This window comes from Glycomyces sp. YM15 (assembly GCF_016918015.1).
GTDB lineage: Bacteria > Actinomycetota > Actinomycetes > Mycobacteriales > Micromonosporaceae > Glycomyces.
Genome location: NZ_JAERMK010000038.1, coordinates 1 through 19,987 on the forward strand (window position 1 = coordinate 1; position 19,987 = coordinate 19,987).

Here is a 19,987-nt window from a genome sequence, read left to right on the forward strand (position 1 = left end):
GGCCGACGTGTCGAGCAGTGCCTCCCCGAGCCGCCGAGGCGGCGCCTCGCATTGCCGCGCCGAGGGAACCGCTACGGGAGACCGGACACATCGCCTCCCGGGGCGGCCCCTACGGCTCGTTCGGCGGCATCGGTCGCTCGGTCTCGGGCCCGGGCCCGGCGCTCGTCCCGTGCGGCCGCGCGCCTTCGGGCATCGGGCCGCCCATGGCGCCCGCCTCCCCCATCGTCCCCGCCGCCGGGGCCTGCGTGTCGGCAGCCGTCCCGTACCGCTCGGAGCTGTACCGCTGCGACATCGACGACGTCGCGTCGCCGCCCGTGCGGACCGTCTCCTTCACCTTCGCGGCCTCGACCTCGGCGCTGTTCAGCATCCGCTCCCAGCGCTGGCGCATCGGCCCGACGAGCCCGCCGCCGACGCCGACGATCACGACGCCTGCGATCATCGCCAGCACCGTCCACAAGATCGGCGTGGTCACGGTCGTGGCGATCCCGACCTGGCCGAACGCCGCGACGACGCCGAAGAAGATGATCGCGAACTGGCTGATCCGGGCCACGGTGTTGCCGTAGTTGGTGTCGGCCAGCATGCCGCTGATGAGCCCGTGCACCGCGTTGGCGATCGCGAAGGCCACCACGATGATGACCAGCGCGATGAACAGCTGCGGCAGCCAGCCGACGAGCTGGTTCAGCAGGCTCGACACCGGGTTGTTCCCGAACGCTCCGAAGGCCAGCTGCAGGGTGAACAGCAGCAGGGCGTAATACACGAGTCTGCCCAGCAGGTCGCTCAACTCGAACCTGCCGGTGAAGCGGCGCAGCCCGGACTTCTCCCCGGCGCGGTCCAATCCGACCCGGTGGAGGAGCTTGCCGACCATCTTGCCTATGAATTTGCTGACGATCCAACCGATGAGGAGGATCGCCAGGAAGGCCAGCGCACGCGGCAAGAAGGCGATGACGCTGTCCCACATGTTCTGGAAGCTCTGCGAGATGTCCATGACCGCAGGTTAGGCCGAATGACACCCCTGTTCAGCGATTCGCGAGAGAAACGCTTGGCAGCGGTGCGAGTGGGAACGGCGATTGCAGATGAATGCAGCCTAGGTGGGCCAAGTGCGCCAGTGCATCCAGGATTTCGACGGGGTGGGGCCGCGCTGGTCCTGGTAGCGGGAGAAGTTGGCGCCGGCGCCGTACGGGTTCTCGGCGGGGCTGGTGAGGCGGAAGACGCAGAGCTGCCCGATCTTCATGCCCGGCCAGAGCGTGATGGGGAGGTTCGCGACATTGGAGAGCTCGAGGGTGACGTGCCCGGAGAAGCCCGGGTCGATGAACCCGGCGGTGGAGTGGGTGAGCAGACCGAGGCGGCCGAGGCTCGACTTGCCTTCGAGGCGCGCGGCGAGGTCGTCGGGGAGGGTGAAGACCTCGAGGGTGGAGGCGAGGACGAACTCGCCGGGGTGGAGCACGAACGGTTCGTCGTCGCCGACCTCGACCTCCGCGGTGAGGTCGTCCTGCTGCTTGGAGGGGTCGATGTGGGTGTACTTCTGGTTGTTGAAGACCCGGAAGCGCCGGTCGAGCCGGACGTCGATGCTGGAGGGCTGCACGAGTTCGTCTTCGAACGGCTGGATGCCGAGGCGGTCGTTCTTGACGGCATCGAGGATGTCGCGGTCGCTAAGCAGCATGGGCCCAGGTTAGTGCCCGGCCCGTCGGCGCAGCTCAACGACCCCTGAAGTGGGTGCGCGGCTCACGATCCGGCGGGCGGGAGGGCGTAGGCGACGGTGCCGAGGTCGTGGAACTCCCAGCCGTCGGGGGTGAGGTCCTCGCATTCGGCGAGGTCTTCGGCGCAGACGATGGCGTCGACGATGGAAGGGTCGGCGGGTTCCTCGCCGGGGACGATCGACTGCAGGGCGACGATCTCGGTGTCCTCGGGGAGGAGGATCCACCACGGGTACTCCCAGGAGTCGTTGCCCTGCACGAGGCCCACGCGCTCGGGTTCGGCGGCCGCGACGGCGGCGGCGGCCTCCTCGTACTGGGGCAGCCATTCGCGGCGGCGCACGAAGCGCTCCTCGAGGTCGGTGAGGCTGAAGACGGACCAGGCGCCGGCGAGGCGGCGGGGGTAGCCGTAGGCGACGGTGAGGACGCCGGCGAGGGAGGCGACGACGGCGATCACGGTGACGAGGACGCAGGCGGCGCGGCGGCGGCTGCGGTCGCGTGCGGTCGCGGCGAAGCCTTTGACGAGGGCGGCGGCGAGGAGTCCGGCGGCGGGGGCGCCGAGGACGACGAGGAACATGACGAGCCGGTTGATCCACGGCTGCCAGGAGACGGTGCAGACGACGCCGATGAACGCGACCGCGAGCGCGGCGGCGTAGGCGCGGCGCAGCCGGGGGCCTTTGACCGCGAACCAGGCGAGCCCGGCTGCGGCGGCGAGACCGGTGATCGGGAACGCGGCGCGGTCTTCGTCGGGGTACCAGGCGGGTACGGGGAATTCGGTGGAGCCGAAGGTGATCCGGGGGTCGTTGGGGTCGACGCCCATGAGGTTCGCGAGGCCGTTGACGGCGGCGGCGAACGCGTCCGAGAGGAAGAACAGGGGCGTGTCGAGGTTGGTCTGGGCGATGCGCAGGCCGTTGATGAGGAGCAGCCGGGGGTCGGCGGTCTGGACGCCGATGGATTCGCGCAGCAGGTCGGGGCCGAGCGGGTGCCCGAAGGTCTGCTGCATGCGGAGGAGGAAGGGCCCCACCAGGATCAGGGCGATGGCGAGGATGGCGAGGGACGCGGCCACCGTGGCGGCGCGGGCGGTCCGGGCGCGTGAGGCGTCGGAGCGGGAGCACTGCTGGGGGCTGCGTCCGCAGAGGCAGGGGCGGCGGCGGTGGCCGTCGCGCACGAGCCGTCCGATGCCCCACACGAGCAGCAGTGGGGCGGCGGCGAGGAGCCCGGTGCTCTTGGTGACCGCGATGAGCCCCAACGCGAGTCCGAGGTAGAGGGCGTCGGAGTGGGGGGCGGTGACGCGGAGGATCCCGCTCGCGTCCCCGGGTCGGGTGAATTCGTCGAGCACGATCGTGGCGAGGCACGCGACCCAGGCGGCGGCGACGAGGTCGACCTGGGTGCTGGAGGCCTGGAGGAGCACTTCGGGGGTGGTGGCGAGGATGAAGACGGTGGCGAGCTGGGCGACGGGACCGCCGCCGAGCTGCGCCGCGATCCGGGAGGCGGCGAGGGCCGCGCCGATCGCGGCGAGGAACTGCAGGAGGTTGTAGGCGCCATCGCCGCCGGAGAGGAGCCGCAGGTGGGTGAGGAGGTATTCGGAGCCGGGCGAGATGTCGACCTGGCGGTGGATGTCCGTGGGGAAGACGGCGACGCTGGCGTTCTGGACCCAGTGCTCGATGCGCGGCAGGTGGTAGGTCTGGGAGTCGAAGTTGTTGGGGGACGAGCCGATCGCGAGGACGGCGACGCTGATGGCGAGGATCGCGATGACGCATCCGAGGGCCCATTGCCAGGCGGGGGCCGCCGCGGCGGCTGACCTGGTGCGCCGCCAGGTGCGGCGGGTGGCGCCGCGGTGGGACCTGAGCTCCTCTCGGAGGGCGTCGAGCGGCTGGCCGCGGCCTGCGGCGCCGCCGTCAGGGGTTACGTCCCGAACAGCGCGCACGAGCACGGCCGCGATGACGGCGGCGGTGGCCGCGAGCCACGCGATGAGGATCGCGGGCGCGGTGAGCGCGGTGAGGGCGGAGGCGACCTCGACGACGCCGATTGCATACGCCCCCAACAGGATCGATGCCCGCACGACGGCGAGCCTCGCGGGGGCCAGGACGGCCCCGTCACGGGGGCGGAGGGCGTAGGCGAGCGCCGGAAGCAGAATCAGGAGCCACAGGACGAGCAGCACTGCTTCATTCAACACGACCCGTCCGGCCGATGCCGTCCTGGCATGAGCGCGTTATGGTTGTGCAATCTTGTTCGATCCGCGGGGATGGAGCAGCAATGCTGTTGTCGATTCTCGTTCCGGTCTTCAATGAGGAACGCCTCGCTGCCGGAACGTTGAAAGAGCTGCTCGCAGTGGAGTTCCCCTGCGAGACCGAGATCGTTGCCGTCGACGACGGCTCCCGCGATCGTTCCTGGGAGGTCCTCCAGACCTTTGAGGACAATCCGCGGGTGCGGTTGATCCGCCACGACCGCAACAAAGGGAAGGGCGCGGCGATCCGCACGGCGGCCAAGGCCGCCCACGGCGACTACGTCGTCGTGTTCGACGCCGACGGCGAGTACGACGCCGGCGACCTCCCGCGGCTCCTCAAGCCGGTTCTCGAGGACAAGGCCGAGGTGGTCTACGGGTCGCGCTCGTTCGGCTCGCACTCGGCCTATTCGTTCTGGTACGTGATGGGCAACAAGGGCATCACGCTCGCGGCGAACATCCTCTTCAACTCGTACATCTCGGACCTGGAGACCTGCTACAAGCTCCTGCCGCGCCAGATGTACCTGGACTTGAACATCCGCTCGGGCGGCTTCGGCATGGAGGCCGAGCTGACCGCGAAGCTGCTCAAGCGCGGCATCCGGCCGTACGAGGTGCCGATCTCCTACACGGCGCGCAGCCGCGAGGAGGGCAAGAAGATCACCTGGACCGACGGCGTGCAGGCCCTCTGGCTCCTGGGCCGCGAACGGGTGCGCCGCACGAAGCGCTAGCCGCCCGGCGGGTCAGGCCGCAGTCGTCCGCCACTGCTGGTTCTCGTCGTCGGCCGTGCAGGGGCTGAGCGTCGGCGCCGGGTCGGCGACCGTGAGGCAGAAGTCGCCGTCGCCCGAGGCGCGCACCTGCCAGAAGTCAGCATGCTCGGCCTCGTCAGTGCGCAGGTACGTGAACTGCCACGTCGTCTCGCCGCAGCGTTCGTCGAGGTTGAGGTGTTCGCCGTCCCACCAGAGGCATTCGGTGATGGTTTCACTGCCGTTCGGCCAAATATCGTATTCATACGAGTACGTGAGGCTGACCTCGTCGCCTTCGACGGCGAACGCGAACTCGTCGATGCCGTTGTCGTCGCAGAGGCCCATCTGCGCGCTCGGCGGCGGCGTGTCGTGGTAGCCGACCAGGCAGTCGCCGGTCGCGGCGCTCACCAGTACCGACGTGTCCGGGAGCGGGGCCGCTTCAGCCTGCGTCTCCTCCGCGCCCGTCTCCGCGGCGGGGGTCGCGGGCTCGGTGGCCTCCGGTGAGCCGTCACCGCCCGACGGATCCTCGCTCGCGCCCCGGCCTCCCGGTTCGTCCTCGTCGAAGAGCCGCATGACGCCGATCGTCAACGCGACGGCCGCGATCACGGCGGCGAGGCCCCACAGCACGCCCCGGCCGCGGCGGCGGCGCGGCTCCTCCGATTCGGCGGCGGTCGGCATCGGCGCGGTCGGCCGCGGCGGCGGCGGCGGGGACGACGACACCAGGAGGTCCACTGTGGTGCGGTTGGACTCGACTATGACCGGTTTCGTCTGCGGGACCGCCACCCTGCATTCCTGAGCGAACATCCCTGCCGAAGCCGGGCGCTCCGCGGGATCCTTCGCCATCGCCCAGTCGACCAGCTCGGCCGCCACCGGAGGCACGCCAGGAGGCAGCGGCGGCGGCGTCTCGTGCAAGTGCCCGGTGATGACGGCCGCGGGCGAGTTCCGGTCGAACGGGATCGCGCCACTGAGGCATTCGTAGGCGATGATCCCGAGCGAGTACAGGTCCGACGCGCCGGTCAGCTCCTCCCCGCGCAGCTGCTCGGGCGAGGCGTACCCGACCGTGCCCAGCACGGTGCCGGTGGCGGTGAGCGCGGTGTGGTCGCGGCGCAGCGCGATCCCGAAATCCAGAATGGTCGGTGCGCCCTTGGCGTCGACGATGATGTTGGCGGGCTTGACGTCCCGGTGCACGATCCCGGCCCGGTGCGCCACGTCCAGCGCGTCCGCGATCTGGGCGAGCAGTGGCAGTACCCGCTGTGCGGGCATCGGGGCGTGCCGCTCGATCACCGAGTGGAGGGACTGGCCTTCGAGGAACTCCATGACCAGGTAGGTCATGGCCTCGCCGTGCTCGTCGCGGTCGCCTCGGATGTCGAAGATCTCGACCACTCCCGGCGCCCGCAGCGCCGCCACCGTGCGGGCCTCCTCGACGAAGCGGCGCTGGAAGCCCTGGTCGTCGGAGAGCGCCGGATGCAGGACCTTGAGGGCGACCGGCCTGCGCAGCATGGTGTCCTCGGCCCGCCAGACCTCTCCCATCCCTCCCGCGCCGATCCGTTGCCGAAGGAGGTAGCGGCTGCCAAGCAGCACACCGGGTCTCGTGAGGAGCATGGCGCCGATTATGACCACCTCCGACCACTACGGGGTGCTCATGTCGAGTCGGCAAACTGTGACAGGTTGAGCCTCAACGGCGGTGGAGGGCTCATGGCCCAGTTGCCCTCGCGCCGAGCCCGCCGCATTCCAGGGGTGGGCGGTGGTTTGCCGCCGTGTCCCCCGCAGGGTCGGTTCTGGGTCGGGGTTCGAGCAGTCAGCGACGGAGGGGTAGGTGGCGGGGCGGGGTCGGATGGCGGGCGTCAGGTTGGGGTGGGTGGTGGTCAAACCGGGCAGCGACGGAGGGGTGGGTGGCGGGGCCGGCGGAGTGGCGCGCCTCGGGTCGGGTTCGGTTGGGACGCAGTCGATCAGGCTGGGCGTGGGGTGGGGAACATGAGGATGTTCTCCACCTGTGGGTGATGACAGTCGGGGGCTGCATGAGGGACAATTGAGGTACGTACAGGGACAGGGAATTTGTACAGGTGTCGGGGTAGGTGTAAGCAGACTACGACAAGCCTCTGGCCGATCCGACAAACCGACTTGTTTCGAGGCGACGACCCCGCAAGCCAGGGTGCTCCTCCTTCTTGGAGGCGTCCGATCTCACCCCCGTGCCATCGCCCGCAGCTGTCCGCGCCCCCGATGGGCCGTGACTGGGTGGACGATCCTAGTTGGGATCACCCCAACCAGCAGGCGATGCCGTACACGACGGCACTCGCGATTCGAGCACGACCCGCCAGCGTCAGCGGTGAGGCCACACCGAGCGAATAGAGGACTCGGTACGGCGACACCGCAAGCACGTCCATGGCGACCACCACCCCGTCCCGGCAGCGCCGCGCCCCCAAGCCCGCGCGACTGCAGGACGGACCCCGAGGAACGGCAAACGATCCTCGGGAGGCGAACCCGCCACCGGCATCCACCGGGACCATCACCGGGCGGCCGCACCACTCCCTCAGGGACGGCAGGCAACCACATCCGCCCCTGGCAGGGACGGCGCGCGGCCAGGCGAAAGCCGAAGGGCCGGAACCGGAAGCCGAAGCAAGACCAGCAAGACCAGCAGGGCCAGCAGGGCCAGCAGGGCCAGCGAGGGAAGCAAGTAGAGCAGCGGGAAGGAGGCGACACAGGCGCATGAGGACCACGACCATGCACATGAGCACGAGCACGAGCACGAGCATGTCCGGGCCGATCCCGTCGACTGCCGGCTCCCTCGTCGCCGACCACCCGATCGCTTTGACGTCGGGCCGGACTCGGCGAGTTCGGCCGATGGCAACGATCGGCCCGGGTTCCGAATCCCGAATCCCGAATCCCGAATCCCGCCTCAATCACGGCAACACATCCGAATCCCGCCACCTCGCAGTCGCTGATCGCTTTGACCGCAACCGGCAACCAGCCCGCACGGCGGCATCACGCCCCCGACCCGATCCTCACCGCTCCGTCGCTGACCGCCGAACGGACGCAGCACCAGTGCCTACGGCTGTGGCGGTCCGGACCGTTTCATGGTCTTGCCGGGGTCACCGGCGACGATGTCTCTCAGGACGGTTCCTCGTATGCGTCTTGTGGCGGGCTTCGGCATCCGCCGGGCCGAGTCTGCCGCCCTACGGTAGGTCGGGCGACCGGCGGCCCTCGCTGGCGCCGATCTCAAGGACGCGGATAGATCATCGCCGGGCTGGATTGCTTGAACCGCATCCGAATACCGGCCCCGGGTGCGATCAGGGCCAGGCCGCCGCATTCACTGCTTCGGGGCGGACGTCGCCCGCATTCATCTCCGGCGCCTCACTGGCACAACGCGTGCTGCGGCCCGATCGCGATGTCGAAGCGGGTGGTCCGGCGTCAGTCTTCGAGCAGTACGACATCGAGGCGGCGCGGGCCGTGGACGCCTTCGACGCGTTGGAGTTCGATGTCGCTCGTCGCCGAGGGGCCCGAGATCCAGGTCTGCGGGGCCGTGCGGTCGAGCATCGGGAGCGCCTCCGCCAGGTGGCCCACGATCTGGTCGCGCCTGACCACCACGACATGATGGTCGGGCACCAGCGTGATCGCTCTTCTGCCTTGGGCCGCACCGGCATCGAGCATGATGGTGCCAGAGACGGCGACGGCGGCGGCGCAGCCGGTGAGGACCGCGTCCATGCCGTCGAGGTCCGCAGTGGACAGCTCGGTGTCGGGGACGAACTCGGCGCCGCCGAGCCGCCAGTCCTCGGGGAGGTCGGCGGGCACCACTACGCGTTGCGCATCGCCGAGCGCCGCTGCGATCGAGGCGAGGCCGTGGTGGACGTTCGCCTTGTAGTCGACCAGTCGGTCGATGAGCATCGCGGTGATGTCGGCGCCCGTCTCGAGTGAGCGCCGGTACTCGCGCGGCGGCACGGGCGCCTCGCCCGCGCCGTCGAGGGCGCGGCGCATCCGCGCCAGGATCTCCTCGCGCGCCGTCGGTGTCGCACTCATCGCTGCCGCTCCTTCCACCAGTCCCGGAAGTCCTCCTTCGGCGGCACCGGCAGGTCCCGGCTCACCGTCCACTTCGATCCTGGCCAGGGGAGCCTGCGCAGGAAGCCCTTGCGGCGCCAAGGCATCGACCCGAGTCGCGCGGCCTTGAGCGCGGCCCGCCACAGCCTCGGCCGCGCCATCACGGCCTTCGCGCCACCCATCGCGGCCCGTTCGCCCGCCTGGTGCGGTCCCTGCTGACGCAGGTGGACCAGGACCTCGGGGATGTTGATCTTGACCGGGCAGACCTCGTAGCAGGCCCCGCACAGGCTTGAGGCGTAGGGCAGGTCGTCGTGCCGGCCCGGTTCGAGCTGCGGCGCGAGGATCGCGCCGATCGGGCCGGGGTAGACGTGCCCGTACGCGTGGCCGCCGGTGCGCTCGTACACGGGGCACACGTTGAGGCAGGCCGAGCAGCGGATGCATGAGAGCGCCTGGCGGCCCACCTCGTCGGCGAGCACGCCGGTGCGGCCGTTGTCGAGGAGGATGACGTGTACGTCCTGCGGTCCGTCTCCTTCGCGCGCGCCCGTCCACACCGAGGTGTACGGGTTCATTCGCTCCCCTGTGGAGGATCGCGGGAGGAGTTGCATGAACACCTCGAGGTCCGAGAAGCTCGGCAGCAGCTTCTCGATGCCGACGATGCTGATCAGGGTCTGCGGCATCGTGAGGCACATGCGGCCGTTGCCCTCGGACTCGACCACGACCAGCGAGCCCGTCTCGGCCACGGCGAAGTTCGCGCCCGACACGGCGACCTTCGCCGACAGGAACCGCCGCCGCAGGTGTTGCCGCGCGGCCTCGGCCAGCGCGGCCGGTTCGTCGGTCAGGCCCTTCGGCGCGTCACTCATACGCTGATCGAAGATGTCGCGGATCTCGGTGCGGTTGTAGTGGATCGCGGGCACGAGGATGTGGCTGGGCCTGTCCTCGGCGAGTTGGACGATGAGTTCGGCCAGGTCGGTCTCGAAGGCCTTGAGGCCGACGGCCTCGAAGTGCTCGTTGAGTTCGATCTCCTGGGTGGCCATGGATTTGACCTTGACGACCTCGTCGGCTCCGGCCTCGCGCACGATCCGGGCGGCGATCGCGTTGGCCTCCTGGGCGTCGCGGGCCCAGTGGACGTGGGCTCCGGCGGCGGTGGCGTTGCGTTCGAACTCGACGGCGAGTTCGGGGAGGCGGTGCTGTACGTCGGCTTTGATCGCGGCGGCGGTGTCGCGCAGGGGCTCCCAGTCGTCGAGTTCCCCGGCGACGTTGGCGCGTTTGGCGCGGATGGTGCCGGTGGCGTGGGCGAGGTTCTTGCGCAGTTGCGGCATGCCGAGGGCGACCTTGGCGGCCTTGGGGAAGGGCGCGTCGGCGGGGATGAGCGAGGCGGCGGGGACGATTTCTGGGCTCATGCGGTGCTCGCGAGGATCTCGGCGTAGTGGATGGGGCGCGGGCCACCGGATCTGTGGATGCCGCCGCCGATGTGGGTAAGGCACGAGTTGTCGGCGGCGGCGAGGTACTCCGCGCCGGTGTCGGCGGCGTGGCGGCATTTGTCGGCGAGCATCGCCGAGGAGACGTCGCTGTTCTTGAGGGCGAAGGTCCCGCCGAAGCCGCAGCACTGGTCGGCGGCGGGCAGGTCGACCAGTTCGATGCCGTCGACGGCGCGGAGGAGGCGGAGGGGCTTGTCGCCCAGGCCGAGTGCGCGGGTGCCGTGGCAGGTCGGGTGGTAGGTGACGGTGTGGGGGAAGCGCGCGCCGACGTCTTCGACGCCGGCGACGTCGATGAGGAATTCGGAGAGTTCGTAGACGTGGTCGCCGATGTCCGAGCCGATGAGGTGCGGGTATTGGTCGCGGGCCATGGCGGCGCAGGATCCGGAGGGGGTGACGATGGCGTCGTAGGCGCCGAAGACGTCTTCGAAGGCGCCGGCGAGTGCCGCGGCGTCCTTCTTGTAGCCGGAGTTGGCGTGCATCTGGCCGCAGCAGGTCTGGGCGGCGGGGAAGTCGACGTCGTAGCCGAGGCGTTCGAGGATCCGGACGACGGCTTTGGGCGTCTCGGGGAAGAGCGCGTCGTTGACGCAGGTGATGAACAGGCCTACGCGGGGCATGACTGCACCTCTGCTTCCGGGGATGCGAGGCGGATCGCGGCGCGGTGGTCTCGCTGGTCGGGTTCGTTCATCGGGTCGCCTTGGCGCGCTTGGGTTTCGGGGCTGGTTCGGTGGTGCGGGCCGCTTCGAAGGCGGCGCGGTGCCGGATCTGGGAGCGTTCGAGGTGGCGGCACATGGCCTCCTCGGCGGCAAGCGGTTGCTTCGCAATGATAGCGTCCGCGATCGCCAGGTGCTCCACCTCGGTCTCCTCGATCGACTCGGGTTCGATGTAGGCGCGGTGGAGGTGCAGGTGCGCGTCCAGGCGGCGGATCGCCTTCGCGAGCTGGGCGCTGCCGCTCAGCTCGGCGACCGAGTCGTGGAAGCGGGCGTCGGCTTCGGTGAAGTCCAGCTTGTCGGCTCCCGTGCCGGGGGTTCGCGCGGCGATCTTCAGCGCCTCCGCTTCGGCCGCGACGAGACCGGCCGGTCGGGCCTCCGCCGCCCGCCGCGCCGCGCGCGGCTCGAGCATCATGCGGATCTCGAAGAGGTCCTCGAATTCGGCGGCGGACAGCAGCGGCTCGACGGTATAGCCGCTCAGCGGGCGCCGTGCGAGCAGGCCTTCGGACTCCAAGCGCGCCAGCGCCTCCCGGATCGGCGTCTGCGAGAACGCGAGCTGCTTGGCGAGCCCGTCGATGCTCAGCTTCGCCCCGGGGACCAGCTCGGAGCGGATGACCCGGGACTTCAGCTCCGTGTAGGCCTCGTCCGCGAGCGTGCGCTTCTCGGGGGTCGCTGATGTAGCCGTCATGCTCACAATCCTATAGGATATGTCGCGACGGCACGGATCAGCTCGACACCGGCCGGCTCGACGCCCTTTTCGTTCCCATTGGAGGCCCCTGTGGCTGGAGACCGGCGCTCACTCCCCACCCGCGCCCTCGGCGGCACCGACGTGTCCGTGACCGCCGTCGGGCTCGGCTGCGCCCCGCTCGCGGGGCTCTTCTCCCGCGTCGACCCGGCCGTGGCCGCCGCAACGGTCGACGCCGCCTGGAACGGCGGCATCCGGCACTTCGACACCGCCCCGCACTACGGCGCCGGGCTCTCCGAGGAACGGCTCGGGAGGACGATCGCCGAGCGGCCGCGCGACGCGTTCACCTTGTCGACCAAGATGGGCCGTGTCCTCGTCGACCACGAGGGCCCCTGGGACATCTGGGGCGAGCCCAACGGCAAGGCCGCCGTCTTCGACTTCTCCTACCGCGGCGCGCACGAATCCCACCTCGGCAGCCTCGAACGCCTCGGCACCGACCGCGTCGAGATCGGCCTCATCCACGACCCCGACGACCACCCGTCCGAGGCCCTCGCCGGGACGCACAAGGCCCTCACCGAGCTCAAGGCCGCCGGGCGCATCGGCGCCGTCGGCATCGGCATGAACTCCACCGACGCCGCCGCCGACCTGCTCTCGCAGGCCGATTTCGACGTGGCGCTCATCGCCGGGCGGTACACGCTGCTCGACCAGTCAGCCCTGGACCGGCTCTACCCCCTCTGCGTCTCACGCGGGGTCTCGGTGATCGCCGCCGGCGTCTTCAACTCGGGGATCCTCGCCGACCCCAAGCCCGGGGCGCACTTCAACTACATGGAGGCCGATCAGCGGCTGCTGGCGCGCGCCCAGGCCATCGCCACGATATGCGCCAAGTACGACACCCCGCTGCGCGCCGCCGCACTGCAGTTCCCCGCGGCCCATCCCGCCGTCGCGTCGATCCTCGTCGGCGCCCGCAACCCCGAAGAGGTCGACGACGCCCTCGCCATGTACGCCCATCCCATTCCCGGCGCGCTCTGGCACGACCTCAAGCAAGCCGGGCTGCTGGCCGAGGAGGCACCGGTTCCGCAATGAACGCTCCCGTGATCGACGCCCACCACCACGTCTGGACCGCCGACTATCCCTGGCTCGCAAGCGCACCGGAGCTCGAGCCGATCCGCCGCGACTACGGCGTCGCCGACCTCCGCGCCAACCTGCAGGCCGCCGGGGTCGACCGCACGGTCCTCGTCGAGGCCGACTGGGGCCACCCGTCCGAGACCGTCGAATTCCTGCACCTCGCCGGCGCCGTGGACGAGATCGCCGGGGTCGTCGGCTTCATCGACCTGCTCGACCCGCGCCTCCCGAGCACCTTGGCGCGCTATGCGAACCACCCCCGCGCCCGCTACCTCGTGGGCCTCCGCGACCAGGTCCAGGGCCGCCCCGACCCGGACTTCCTCGCCCGGCCCGAGGTCCTGACCGCATTGAAGACCATCGCGGGGACCGTTCCCACCTTCGACCTCATCGTGCGCGTCGACCAGCTCCCGGCCGCCGCGAAGGCCGCCGCCGCCGTGCCCGAACTGGGGTTCGTGCTCGACCACCTCGGCAAGCCGCAGGTGCGCGAGGGCGACGCCGGGCTCAGGGCCTGGCGCGAGGCCGTGGCACCGCTCGCGAAGCAGCCCAACGTGACCGCGAAGCTCTCCGGGCTCGTCACCGAGGCCGACTGGCGGCGTTGGACCCCCGACGACCTGCGGCCCTTCATCCAGGCCGCCCTCGAACTGTTCGGACCCGACCGCCTCATGTTCGGCTCCGACTGGCCCGTCTGCGAACTGGCCGCCACCTACACCCGCGTCAAGGACGCCCTCACCGAGGTGCTCGGACGCACCGACCCCGACGTCTTCGGCGGCACCGCCGCCCGGACCTACCAGCTAGGAGAGCAATGAAGTACCTGCGCATCGGCCGGCCCGGCTTCGAGACCCCAGTGGCGTTCTCGGACGGCAAGTACTACGACCTCTCGGGCCCCATCGGCGACATCGACGGCGAGTTCCTGAAGCGGGGCGGCATCAGTACGACGGCGGGCTTCCCCGAGATCGACATCGCGGGCGAGCGCATCGCCCCGCCGATCGCCAAGCCCTCCGCGATCGTCTGCATCGGCATGAACTACGCCGCGCACTGCGCCGAGTCCGGCGCCGAGCCGCCCGCCGAGCCCGTCGTGTTCTACAAGCACCCCAACACGATCGTCGGCCCGAACGACGATGTGGAGATCCCGCGCCGCTCGACCCGCACCGACTGGGAGGTCGAACTCGGCGTGGTCTTCAAGCAGCGTGCGTCCTATCTGGAGTCCGAAGAGGCGGCGCTGGACTGCATCGCCGGCTTCGTCGTCGCGAACGACCTCTCCGAACGCGAGTTCCAGATCGAGCGCTCCGGCGGCCAGTTCTCGAAGGGCAAGGCCTGCCCGACGTTCACCCCGCTCGGCCCCTACCTCGTCACCCCCGACGAGATCGCGGACGTGCAGGCACTGCGCATGTGGTCCAAGGTGAACGGCGAGATCCGCCAGGACTCGAACTCGAAGGACATGATCTTCTCGGTGGCCCGCATCATCCACCACATGTCGCAGTTCATGGCCTTCGACGCGGGCGATCTGCTGCTCACCGGCACCCCCGAGGGCGTCGCGCTCTCCGGCCGCTTCCCCTACCTCAAGGCCGGGGACGTCGTGTCCGTCGGCATCGAAGGCCTGGGCCACACCGAGAACCCGACAGTGCAGGCATGACGATCACGGCCGTGGACGTGATCGACGTCCGCTTCCCCACCTCGCGCAGCCTCGACGGCTCCGACGCGATGAACCCCGACCCCGACTACTCGGCCGCCTACGTGGTGCTCCACACCGACAGCGGGCACGAGGGCCACGGGTTCACCTTCACGATCGGGCGCGGCAACGACATCTGCTGCGCCGCCATCGAAACGCTCAGCGAGTACGTCATCGGCGCCGACGTCCACGGCACCGCGGACCTCGCCGAGCTGTACAAGCGCCTCACCCACGACTCGCAGATCCGCTGGCTCGGCCCCGAGAAGGGCGTCATGCACCTCGCGGCCGCCGCGCTCGTGAACGCCGCCTGGGACCTCGCCGCGCGCCGCTCCGGATACCCGCTGTGGAAGTTCCTCTCCCACCTCGCCCCCGAAGAGATCGTCCAGTCCATCGACTGGCGCTACCTCTCCGATGCGCTCACTCCCGATGAGGCCCTGGCGATCCTGCGCGAGGCCGAACCGGGGAAGGCCGAACGCATCGAGGAGGTCGAGCGGAACGGCTACCCGGCGTACACCACCTCCCCCGGCTGGCTCGGGTACGACGACGAGAAGGTCGTGCGCCTCGCCCGCCAGGCCGTCGCCGAGGGCTACACGCAGATCAAACTGAAGGTGGGCGCCGACCTCGAGGACGACCGCCGCCGCTTCGCCGCCGCCCGCTCGGCCGTCGGACCCGACGTGCGGATCGCGGTCGACGCGAACCAGCGCTGGGACGTCGAGCAGGCCGTGGAGTGGACGGCGGCGCTCGCCGAGTTCGACCCGTGGTGGATCGAGGAGCCCACGAGCCCTGACGACGTGCTCGGGCACGCCGCGATCCGGCGGCGGGTGGCACCGGTCAAGGTCGCCACCGGCGAGCACGTCCACAACCGGGTCATGTTCAAGCAGCTCCTCCAGGCGGGCGCCATCGACTTCCTGCAGCTCGACGCCGCACGCGTCGCCGGCGTCAACGAGAACCTCGCGATCCTGCTGCTGGCCAAGAAGTTCGGGGTTCCCGTGTGCCCGCACGCGGGCGGTGTGGGCCTGTGCGAACTGGTCTGCCATCTGTCCATGTTCGACTACACCTCGGTGAGTGCGACCATGGAGGACCGCGTGATCGAGTACGTGGACCACCTGCACGAGCACTTCACCGCACCCACCGTGATCGAGGACGGCCGCTATCGGGCGCCGACCGAACCGGGCTTCTCCGCCGAGATGAAGCGCGACAGCCTGATTCGGTTCTCCTACCCGAACGGTCCTGAATGGAGGAGCAACTGATGAGCGGTACCAACGGCTTCGAGGGCCTCACCGTCGTGATCTCCGGAGGCGCCTCCGGGATCGGCGCGGCCGCGGCCGACGCCTTCGCCGCACGAGGCGCCGACGTCGCGGTGCTCGACCTCAACGAGAGCGCGAAGCACTGGTCCCACAAGTGCGACGTGTCCGACGACAACCAGGTCCGCCTGGCCGTCGCCGCCGTCAAGGAGCACTTCGGGGGCGTCGACATCGTGGTGAACAACGCCGGGATCGGCGCGGTCGGCACCGTCGAGGAGAACTCCGACAAGCAGTGGTTCCGCGTGCTCGACGTGAACCTCCTCGGCATGGTGCGCCTCTCGCGCGCGTGCCTCCCGCACCTGCGCGAATCATCGGCCCCGGCGATCGTGAACACCACCTCGATCGCCGCCCTGACCGGTCTGGTCAACCGCGCCCTCTACTCGGCGTCGAAGGGCGCGGTCCACTCGCTCACCTTGGCGATGGCCGCCGACCATGTGGCCGAAGGGATCCGCGTCAACTGCGTCAGCCCCGGCACCGCCGACACGCCATGGGTGCAGCGCCTCCTCGAGCAGGCCGAGGACCCGGCCGCCGAGCGGGCCCGCCTCGAGGCCCGCCAGCCGACCGGCCGCCTCGTGAGCCCCGAGGAGGTCGCGGCCGCGATCGTCTACCTCGCCGACCCTCACAACAAATCCCTCACCGGCACCAGCCTCGCCGTCGACGGCGGCCTCGCGGGCCTGCGGATCGTCCGCTAGCGTTCGCCGTCCGCACCGTCCCGGCCCGCAGCGTCCTCGCGACGATCGCGGACGCGTTCGGCGGGGTCGCCCCACCGCCGACCTCACGTAGCGCGAGCCTGCGCCGCAGCGGGTTTCGGCGCCGCCTCGGGAACCGAGCGTCAGCCGCCGGAGCCGGGGGCCGATGCCCTCGGGGCGGTGTCCTTCTCGGCGATGGCTGCGGCGACTTCCTCGACGGCGCGGCGGATCAGGTCGCCGTAAGGGCCCTCGGGGAGGGCCGGGGCCGCCTGTTCGGCCGCGTCGATGTGGGCCCCGGCGGCTTCGAAGGAGCCGAGGCGACGGTAGTCGTCGGCGAGGTTGAGGTGGAGGGACGGGTAGAAGCCCGCGATCTGGAGTCCGGCGTGATGGGCTTGCACGCGTTCGTCGGTCGCGGCGTCGGCGGCGTCGAGGGCGCGGACGTCCCAGGCGAGGGCGCCGGCGGCGTCGTCGTAGAGGTCGGCCATGGAATGGGCCAGGGTGCACCGGTGCAGCGGGTCGCCGGTGACGCCGATCCGGTTCCAGAGGTCGAGCAGTGCCGTTCGGGCTTCGGCGATGTCGCCGTTGTGGCCTTGCACGACGGCTCGGCCGATGGCGTCCATGATCGGGTCCGGAGCGGCGGGTGTCTCGGTCATGCGCCCATCCTCCGTGACGGGTGCGACATTTCCCTTCCGTCGGTCACAGTCCGCGACGCTGTTCCGTCCTCTCGGTGAACGCCACGGCCGTGGCCGGCGGCCGCACCGGAAGGAGGTGGAGGCGGACTGAACCCGAGGGACCTGGAGGGAGCGCCGGATCACAGTCGTGGATAGGCTGGGGAGCATGGATGCTGCGTCGTTTCTCCGCCATTTCCGGCGCGAGCTCGACGCGTTCGGTGCCTGCCTGGCCGGCGGTGACCTGGACGCGCCGATCGAGCACGGGGACGAGGACCGAACCCTCGCCGAACTCGCCGCGCATGTGGGCACCGCGAACCTGTTCGCCGCCGCGGCCGTCACCGACTGGGACGGTCGGCCCGAACCGCCCGACGGGACGCCGCCGAAGGTCCCCGAGGACCGGTACGAGCTGACGCGCTGGGTCGACGGCACCGGCGAGGTGCTGCTCATGTCGCTCGACATCGACCCCTCGGCACCCGCCTGGGGCTACTACACGCCGCCGACCGCCGGGTATTGGCAGCGCTCGCGCGCGGTCTCGATGATGCTGCACCGGTGGGACGCCGAACGGGCCGTCGGCGAAGCGGGCCCGCTCGATGCCGAGCTGGCGTGCGAGGGGATCTCCGAGGTCTTCGACGTGCTGGCGCCCAGGCAGATCGGGCGTGGCAAGGCCTGGCCGCCGGACGTGTGCATCCGCTTGGACGCCACTGACACCGACGACTGGTGGGTCTTCGGTCCGGGCGACCCGGTGGCCGACATCGCCGGCACCGCAGGCGATCTCCTGCTCCTGCTGCGCGGCAGGCGAACCCCGGCCGACGACGTGTTCCGCTGGACCGGCGACCGCAACGCGGCACTCGCGGTGCTGAAGGGCCCCTTGGCCTGAAGGCCGAGAGCGAACGCCGCCCGCACCAGCGCCCCACTGATTGCCGGAACTCGCGAGGATCGCCGCGACGGGCCGGATGACGCGGAGGCGGCCCGGGGTTCGCGTCGCAGCATTCGGTCCTCGGCGCTGCTTCGGTCTACACCTCGCTCGGTGCCGCGGCTTCGATCACCTCGTTGAGGATCTCGCGGGAACGCTGCAGGTCGGCGATGGCGCGGTCGATGCGTTCGCGCTCGGCCGTGAGGTCCGCCGCGAGGGAGGCCGTGGCCGCCTCGTTCGGGCCGCCGTCGTGGTCGCGCATGCAGGGCAGGATGCTGTCGATGACGCGGCTGTTCAACCCCGCCGCGTACAGCACCTGGATCCTGATGACCCGGTCGACCGCCCGCTCCGCGTACTCGCGGTGCCCGCCCGGTGTACGGTCGGACTCCAGCAGCCCCTGCTCCTCGTAATACCGCAGCGACCGCACGCTCACGCCGGTCCGGCGGGCGAGTTCCCCGATGCGCATGGCGTGCCTCACAATCCCTTGAACCTGACATTGGTGTCAGGTTCTACGGTACCGCCATGACGAACGAAACCGCACCCGCCGAGACCACGGCCCAGCGCCTCTTCCAACCCGCCCGTATCGGCGCGCTCGACCTGCCGAACCGTCTGGTCATGCCCCCGATGAGCCGCAACCGGGCACCCGGCGGCGTCCCCACGGCCCTCATGGCCGAGTACTACGCGCAGCGCGCCGCAGCCGGCCTCATCATCGCCGAAGCCAGCTCCCCCAGCCAGGTCGGCTACACCTATCCGAACATCCCCGGCATCTTCACCGAATCTCAAGTGGACGGATGGCGGAAGGTCGCGGACGCGGTCCACGCGGGCGGCGGCCGCGTCTTCCTCCAGATCGAGCACGGCGGCCGCATCGGCCACCCCGACACCAGCGGCCTGATCCCGTTGGCGCCCTCGGCGATCGCCCTACCCGGCTACATCCACACCCCGAACGGCCACGGCGAACCGCCCCTCCCCCGCCCCATGACCACCGCCCAGATCCGCGCCACGATCGACGACTTCACCGCCGCCGCAAGCAATGCCGTCCGCGCCGGAGCCGACGGCGTCGAAGTCCACGCCGCCAACGGCTATCTGCTCAACCAGTTCCTCGCCACCAGCACCAACCACCGCACCGACGAGTACGGCGGCTCCATCGCGAACCGCATCCGGTTCGTCGTCGAGGTCGTCGAGGCCGTGTCCGCCGCGATCGGACCCGAGCGCACCGGCCTGCGACTCTCGCCCGGCAACCCCCACAACGGGATCGCCATGGACGACGCCGACCAGCTCTTCCCGGCCCTGCTCGACGCGATCGCACCGCTCGGACTCGCCTACCTCCACCTCGCCTACGCCTCGCCCACACCGTTGTTCGCGGTGCTCCGTCGGCACTGGCAGGGCGCGCTGATCGCGAACCCGTCGAACCCCGAAGCGCCCGAGGCGGATCCGTTCCCCGCCGACGGCGGTCTGGCATCCGCCGCTCGCATCCTGGACGCGGGCGCGGACCTGGTGGCCCTCGGCCGCCCGTTCATCGCCAACCCCGACCTGGTCGAGCGCCTGCGGACCGGCGCGCCCCTCAATCCGCTCCGCACCGACCTGCCGCTCTACGGCGGCGGGGCCGAGGGCTACACGGACTACCCGACCCTGCAGGCGCTCGAGGCGGCCGAGGCATGAGACCGCGGGTCCTCGCCGGGCATCGGCGAGGACCCGGACGAGCGTGGGCCGCGGCCGGTGACGCGGCCCGGTGGCCGCGGCCGAGGAGCACGAGGTCGGCCGCGGCCCCGATGACCACTGAGGAGGATTGACCTCCTGATGGGGGAATCCGTACGCGCCGTGTGCAGTCCGGCTCGGACTCGCGCCGGACCGGACCTGAATCGACGGCCGCGACCTATGCCGTCCATCACTCTCCATCGCGCGCGGGCCGAAGCGACTCGTCGGACCGCGGCGACTTCAGAGCGTGACGAAGCCCCGCGACTATGGACACGTCAGAACGTGACCGGTATCGCGGACTATCGGCGCAGCTCAATCAGTGTGCGTCCCAAACCACACCATATATACCGACCTGATAACAAAT

Annotated in this window: 18 protein-coding genes; 8 read left to right on the forward strand and 10 right to left on the reverse strand. The window is 70.4% G+C overall.

Annotated features, from left to right (window positions below; genetic code table 11):
• Positions 1-109 precede the first annotated feature (109 nt).
• The 3 genes from JHY01_RS24900 to JHY01_RS24910 all read right to left on the reverse strand — a co-directional run bounded on the left by JHY01_RS24900 (position 110) and on the right by JHY01_RS24910 (position 3,867).
• Positions 110-985 carry a hypothetical protein gene (locus JHY01_RS24900; RefSeq protein WP_205328421.1) on the reverse strand — a complete coding sequence of 292 codons (876 nt, stop codon included), beginning with the start codon at positions 983-985 and terminating at the stop codon, positions 110-112.
• A gap of 99 nt (positions 986-1,084) precedes the next feature.
• A complete protein-coding gene (dcd, locus tag JHY01_RS24905; RefSeq protein WP_205328422.1) occupies positions 1,085-1,660 on the reverse strand; it encodes a dCTP deaminase in 576 nt (191 codons plus the stop codon).
• A 62-nt stretch (positions 1,661-1,722) separates the two neighbouring features.
• Complete coding sequence (locus tag JHY01_RS24910; protein ID WP_205328423.1) at positions 1,723-3,867, reverse strand: hypothetical protein; 2,145 nt, start codon at positions 3,865-3,867, stop codon at positions 1,723-1,725.
• A gap of 80 nt (positions 3,868-3,947) precedes the next feature.
• On the opposite strand from JHY01_RS24910, the gene JHY01_RS24915 reads away from it, so the two are divergent.
• Positions 3,948-4,643, forward strand: coding sequence for a glycosyltransferase family 2 protein (locus JHY01_RS24915; protein WP_205328424.1), 696 nt, complete (start codon positions 3,948-3,950; stop codon positions 4,641-4,643).
• A gap of 12 nt (positions 4,644-4,655) precedes the next feature.
• On the opposite strand, the gene JHY01_RS24920 is transcribed toward JHY01_RS24915, so the two are convergent.
• The 5 genes from JHY01_RS24920 to JHY01_RS24940 all read right to left on the reverse strand — a co-directional run bounded on the left by JHY01_RS24920 (position 4,656) and on the right by JHY01_RS24940 (position 11,563).
• Positions 4,656-6,260 carry a serine/threonine-protein kinase gene (locus JHY01_RS24920; RefSeq protein ID WP_205328425.1) on the reverse strand — a complete coding sequence of 535 codons (1,605 nt, stop codon included), beginning with the start codon at positions 6,258-6,260 and terminating at the stop codon, positions 4,656-4,658.
• Between the two features lie 1,806 nt (positions 6,261-8,066).
• Positions 8,067-8,672 carry an LUD domain-containing protein gene (locus JHY01_RS24925; RefSeq protein ID WP_205328426.1) on the reverse strand — a complete coding sequence of 202 codons (606 nt, stop codon included), beginning with the start codon at positions 8,670-8,672 and terminating at the stop codon, positions 8,067-8,069.
• A complete protein-coding gene (locus tag JHY01_RS24930) occupies positions 8,669-10,090 on the reverse strand; it encodes a LutB/LldF family L-lactate oxidation iron-sulfur protein (RefSeq protein ID WP_205328427.1) in 1,422 nt (473 codons plus the stop codon). Before JHY01_RS24930 ends, JHY01_RS24925 begins: the two co-directional genes overlap by 4 nt.
• Positions 10,087-10,782, reverse strand: coding sequence for a (Fe-S)-binding protein (locus JHY01_RS24935; protein WP_205328428.1), 696 nt, complete (start codon positions 10,780-10,782; stop codon positions 10,087-10,089). The genes JHY01_RS24930 and JHY01_RS24935 overlap by 4 nt, the downstream gene beginning before the upstream one ends.
• 67 nt (positions 10,783-10,849) lie before the next feature.
• The gene (locus JHY01_RS24940; protein ID WP_205328429.1) at positions 10,850-11,563 is read right to left on the reverse strand and encodes a GntR family transcriptional regulator; all 714 of its coding nucleotides are present in this window, start codon (positions 11,561-11,563) and stop codon (positions 10,850-10,852) included.
• A gap of 90 nt (positions 11,564-11,653) precedes the next feature.
• Between JHY01_RS24940 and JHY01_RS24945 the strand changes: the two genes are divergently transcribed.
• From JHY01_RS24945 to JHY01_RS24965, 5 genes are read left to right on the forward strand one after another with little or no spacing between them, the layout of a single operon-like run.
• Positions 11,654-12,643, forward strand: coding sequence for an aldo/keto reductase (locus tag JHY01_RS24945; RefSeq protein WP_205328430.1), 990 nt, complete (start codon positions 11,654-11,656; stop codon positions 12,641-12,643).
• Entirely contained in the window at positions 12,640-13,488 is an 849-nt protein-coding gene (locus JHY01_RS24950) for an amidohydrolase (protein ID WP_205328431.1), read from the forward strand. The genes JHY01_RS24945 and JHY01_RS24950 overlap by 4 nt, the downstream gene beginning before the upstream one ends.
• Complete coding sequence (locus JHY01_RS24955; RefSeq protein WP_205328432.1) at positions 13,485-14,315, forward strand: fumarylacetoacetate hydrolase family protein; 831 nt, start codon at positions 13,485-13,487, stop codon at positions 14,313-14,315. Before JHY01_RS24950 ends, JHY01_RS24955 begins: the two co-directional genes overlap by 4 nt.
• A complete protein-coding gene (locus JHY01_RS24960) occupies positions 14,312-15,601 on the forward strand; it encodes an enolase C-terminal domain-like protein (protein WP_205328433.1) in 1,290 nt (429 codons plus the stop codon). Before JHY01_RS24955 ends, JHY01_RS24960 begins: the two co-directional genes overlap by 4 nt.
• The gene (locus JHY01_RS24965) at positions 15,601-16,347 is read left to right on the forward strand and encodes an SDR family NAD(P)-dependent oxidoreductase (protein WP_205328434.1); all 747 of its coding nucleotides are present in this window, start codon (positions 15,601-15,603) and stop codon (positions 16,345-16,347) included. Before JHY01_RS24960 ends, JHY01_RS24965 begins: the two co-directional genes overlap by 1 nt.
• A 140-nt stretch (positions 16,348-16,487) precedes the next feature.
• On the opposite strand, the gene JHY01_RS24970 is transcribed toward JHY01_RS24965, so the two are convergent.
• Positions 16,488-16,997: a hypothetical protein gene (locus tag JHY01_RS24970; protein ID WP_205328435.1), complete on the reverse strand. Its 510-nt coding sequence runs from the start codon at positions 16,995-16,997 to the stop codon at positions 16,488-16,490.
• A 184-nt stretch (positions 16,998-17,181) separates the two neighbouring features.
• Between JHY01_RS24970 and JHY01_RS24975 the strand changes: the two genes are divergently transcribed.
• A complete protein-coding gene (locus JHY01_RS24975) occupies positions 17,182-17,892 on the forward strand; it encodes a maleylpyruvate isomerase family mycothiol-dependent enzyme (protein WP_205328436.1) in 711 nt (236 codons plus the stop codon).
• Between the two features lie 136 nt (positions 17,893-18,028).
• On the opposite strand, the gene JHY01_RS24980 is transcribed toward JHY01_RS24975, so the two are convergent.
• Positions 18,029-18,394, reverse strand: a complete 366-nt coding sequence (locus JHY01_RS24980) for a MerR family transcriptional regulator (RefSeq protein WP_205328437.1) — start codon at positions 18,392-18,394, stop codon at positions 18,029-18,031.
• Positions 18,395-18,450: 56 nt separating this feature from the next.
• Between JHY01_RS24980 and JHY01_RS24985 the strand changes: the two genes are divergently transcribed.
• Positions 18,451-19,587, forward strand: coding sequence for an alkene reductase (locus JHY01_RS24985; protein ID WP_205328438.1), 1,137 nt, complete (start codon positions 18,451-18,453; stop codon positions 19,585-19,587).
• Positions 19,588-19,987: the final 400 nt, after the last annotated feature.

Excerpts from the sequence above, each read along its gene's own strand:
- JHY01_RS24965 (WP_205328434.1), top strand. The coding sequence starts at position 15,601 with ATGAGCGGTACCAACGGCTTCGAGGGCCTCACCGTCGTGATCTCCGGA.
- JHY01_RS24955 (WP_205328432.1), top strand. The coding sequence starts at position 13,485 with ATGAAGTACCTGCGCATCGGCCGGCCCGGCTTCGAGACCCCAGTGGCG.
- JHY01_RS24985 (WP_205328438.1), top strand. The coding sequence starts at position 18,451 with ATGACGAACGAAACCGCACCCGCCGAGACCACGGCCCAGCGCCTCTTC.
- JHY01_RS24970 (WP_205328435.1), bottom strand. The coding sequence starts at position 16,997 with ATGACCGAGACACCCGCCGCTCCGGACCCGATCATGGACGCCATCGGC.
- JHY01_RS24935 (WP_205328428.1), bottom strand. The coding sequence starts at position 10,782 with ATGCCCCGCGTAGGCCTGTTCATCACCTGCGTCAACGACGCGCTCTTC.
- JHY01_RS24900 (WP_205328421.1), bottom strand. The coding sequence starts at position 985 with ATGGACATCTCGCAGAGCTTCCAGAACATGTGGGACAGCGTCATCGCC.
- JHY01_RS24980 (WP_205328437.1), bottom strand. The coding sequence starts at position 18,394 with ATGCGCATCGGGGAACTCGCCCGCCGGACCGGCGTGAGCGTGCGGTCG.
- JHY01_RS24950 (WP_205328431.1), top strand. The coding sequence starts at position 12,640 with ATGAACGCTCCCGTGATCGACGCCCACCACCACGTCTGGACCGCCGAC.
- dcd (WP_205328422.1), bottom strand. The coding sequence starts at position 1,660 with ATGCTGCTTAGCGACCGCGACATCCTCGATGCCGTCAAGAACGACCGC.
- JHY01_RS24915 (WP_205328424.1), top strand. The coding sequence starts at position 3,948 with ATGCTGTTGTCGATTCTCGTTCCGGTCTTCAATGAGGAACGCCTCGCT.
- JHY01_RS24925 (WP_205328426.1), bottom strand. The coding sequence starts at position 8,672 with ATGAGTGCGACACCGACGGCGCGCGAGGAGATCCTGGCGCGGATGCGC.
- JHY01_RS24920 (WP_205328425.1), bottom strand. The coding sequence starts at position 6,260 with ATGCTCCTCACGAGACCCGGTGTGCTGCTTGGCAGCCGCTACCTCCTT.
- JHY01_RS24975 (WP_205328436.1), top strand. The coding sequence starts at position 17,182 with ATGGATGCTGCGTCGTTTCTCCGCCATTTCCGGCGCGAGCTCGACGCG.
- JHY01_RS24940 (WP_205328429.1), bottom strand. The coding sequence starts at position 11,563 with ATGACGGCTACATCAGCGACCCCCGAGAAGCGCACGCTCGCGGACGAG.
- JHY01_RS24960 (WP_205328433.1), top strand. The coding sequence starts at position 14,312 with ATGACGATCACGGCCGTGGACGTGATCGACGTCCGCTTCCCCACCTCG.
- JHY01_RS24930 (WP_205328427.1), bottom strand. The coding sequence starts at position 10,090 with ATGAGCCCAGAAATCGTCCCCGCCGCCTCGCTCATCCCCGCCGACGCG.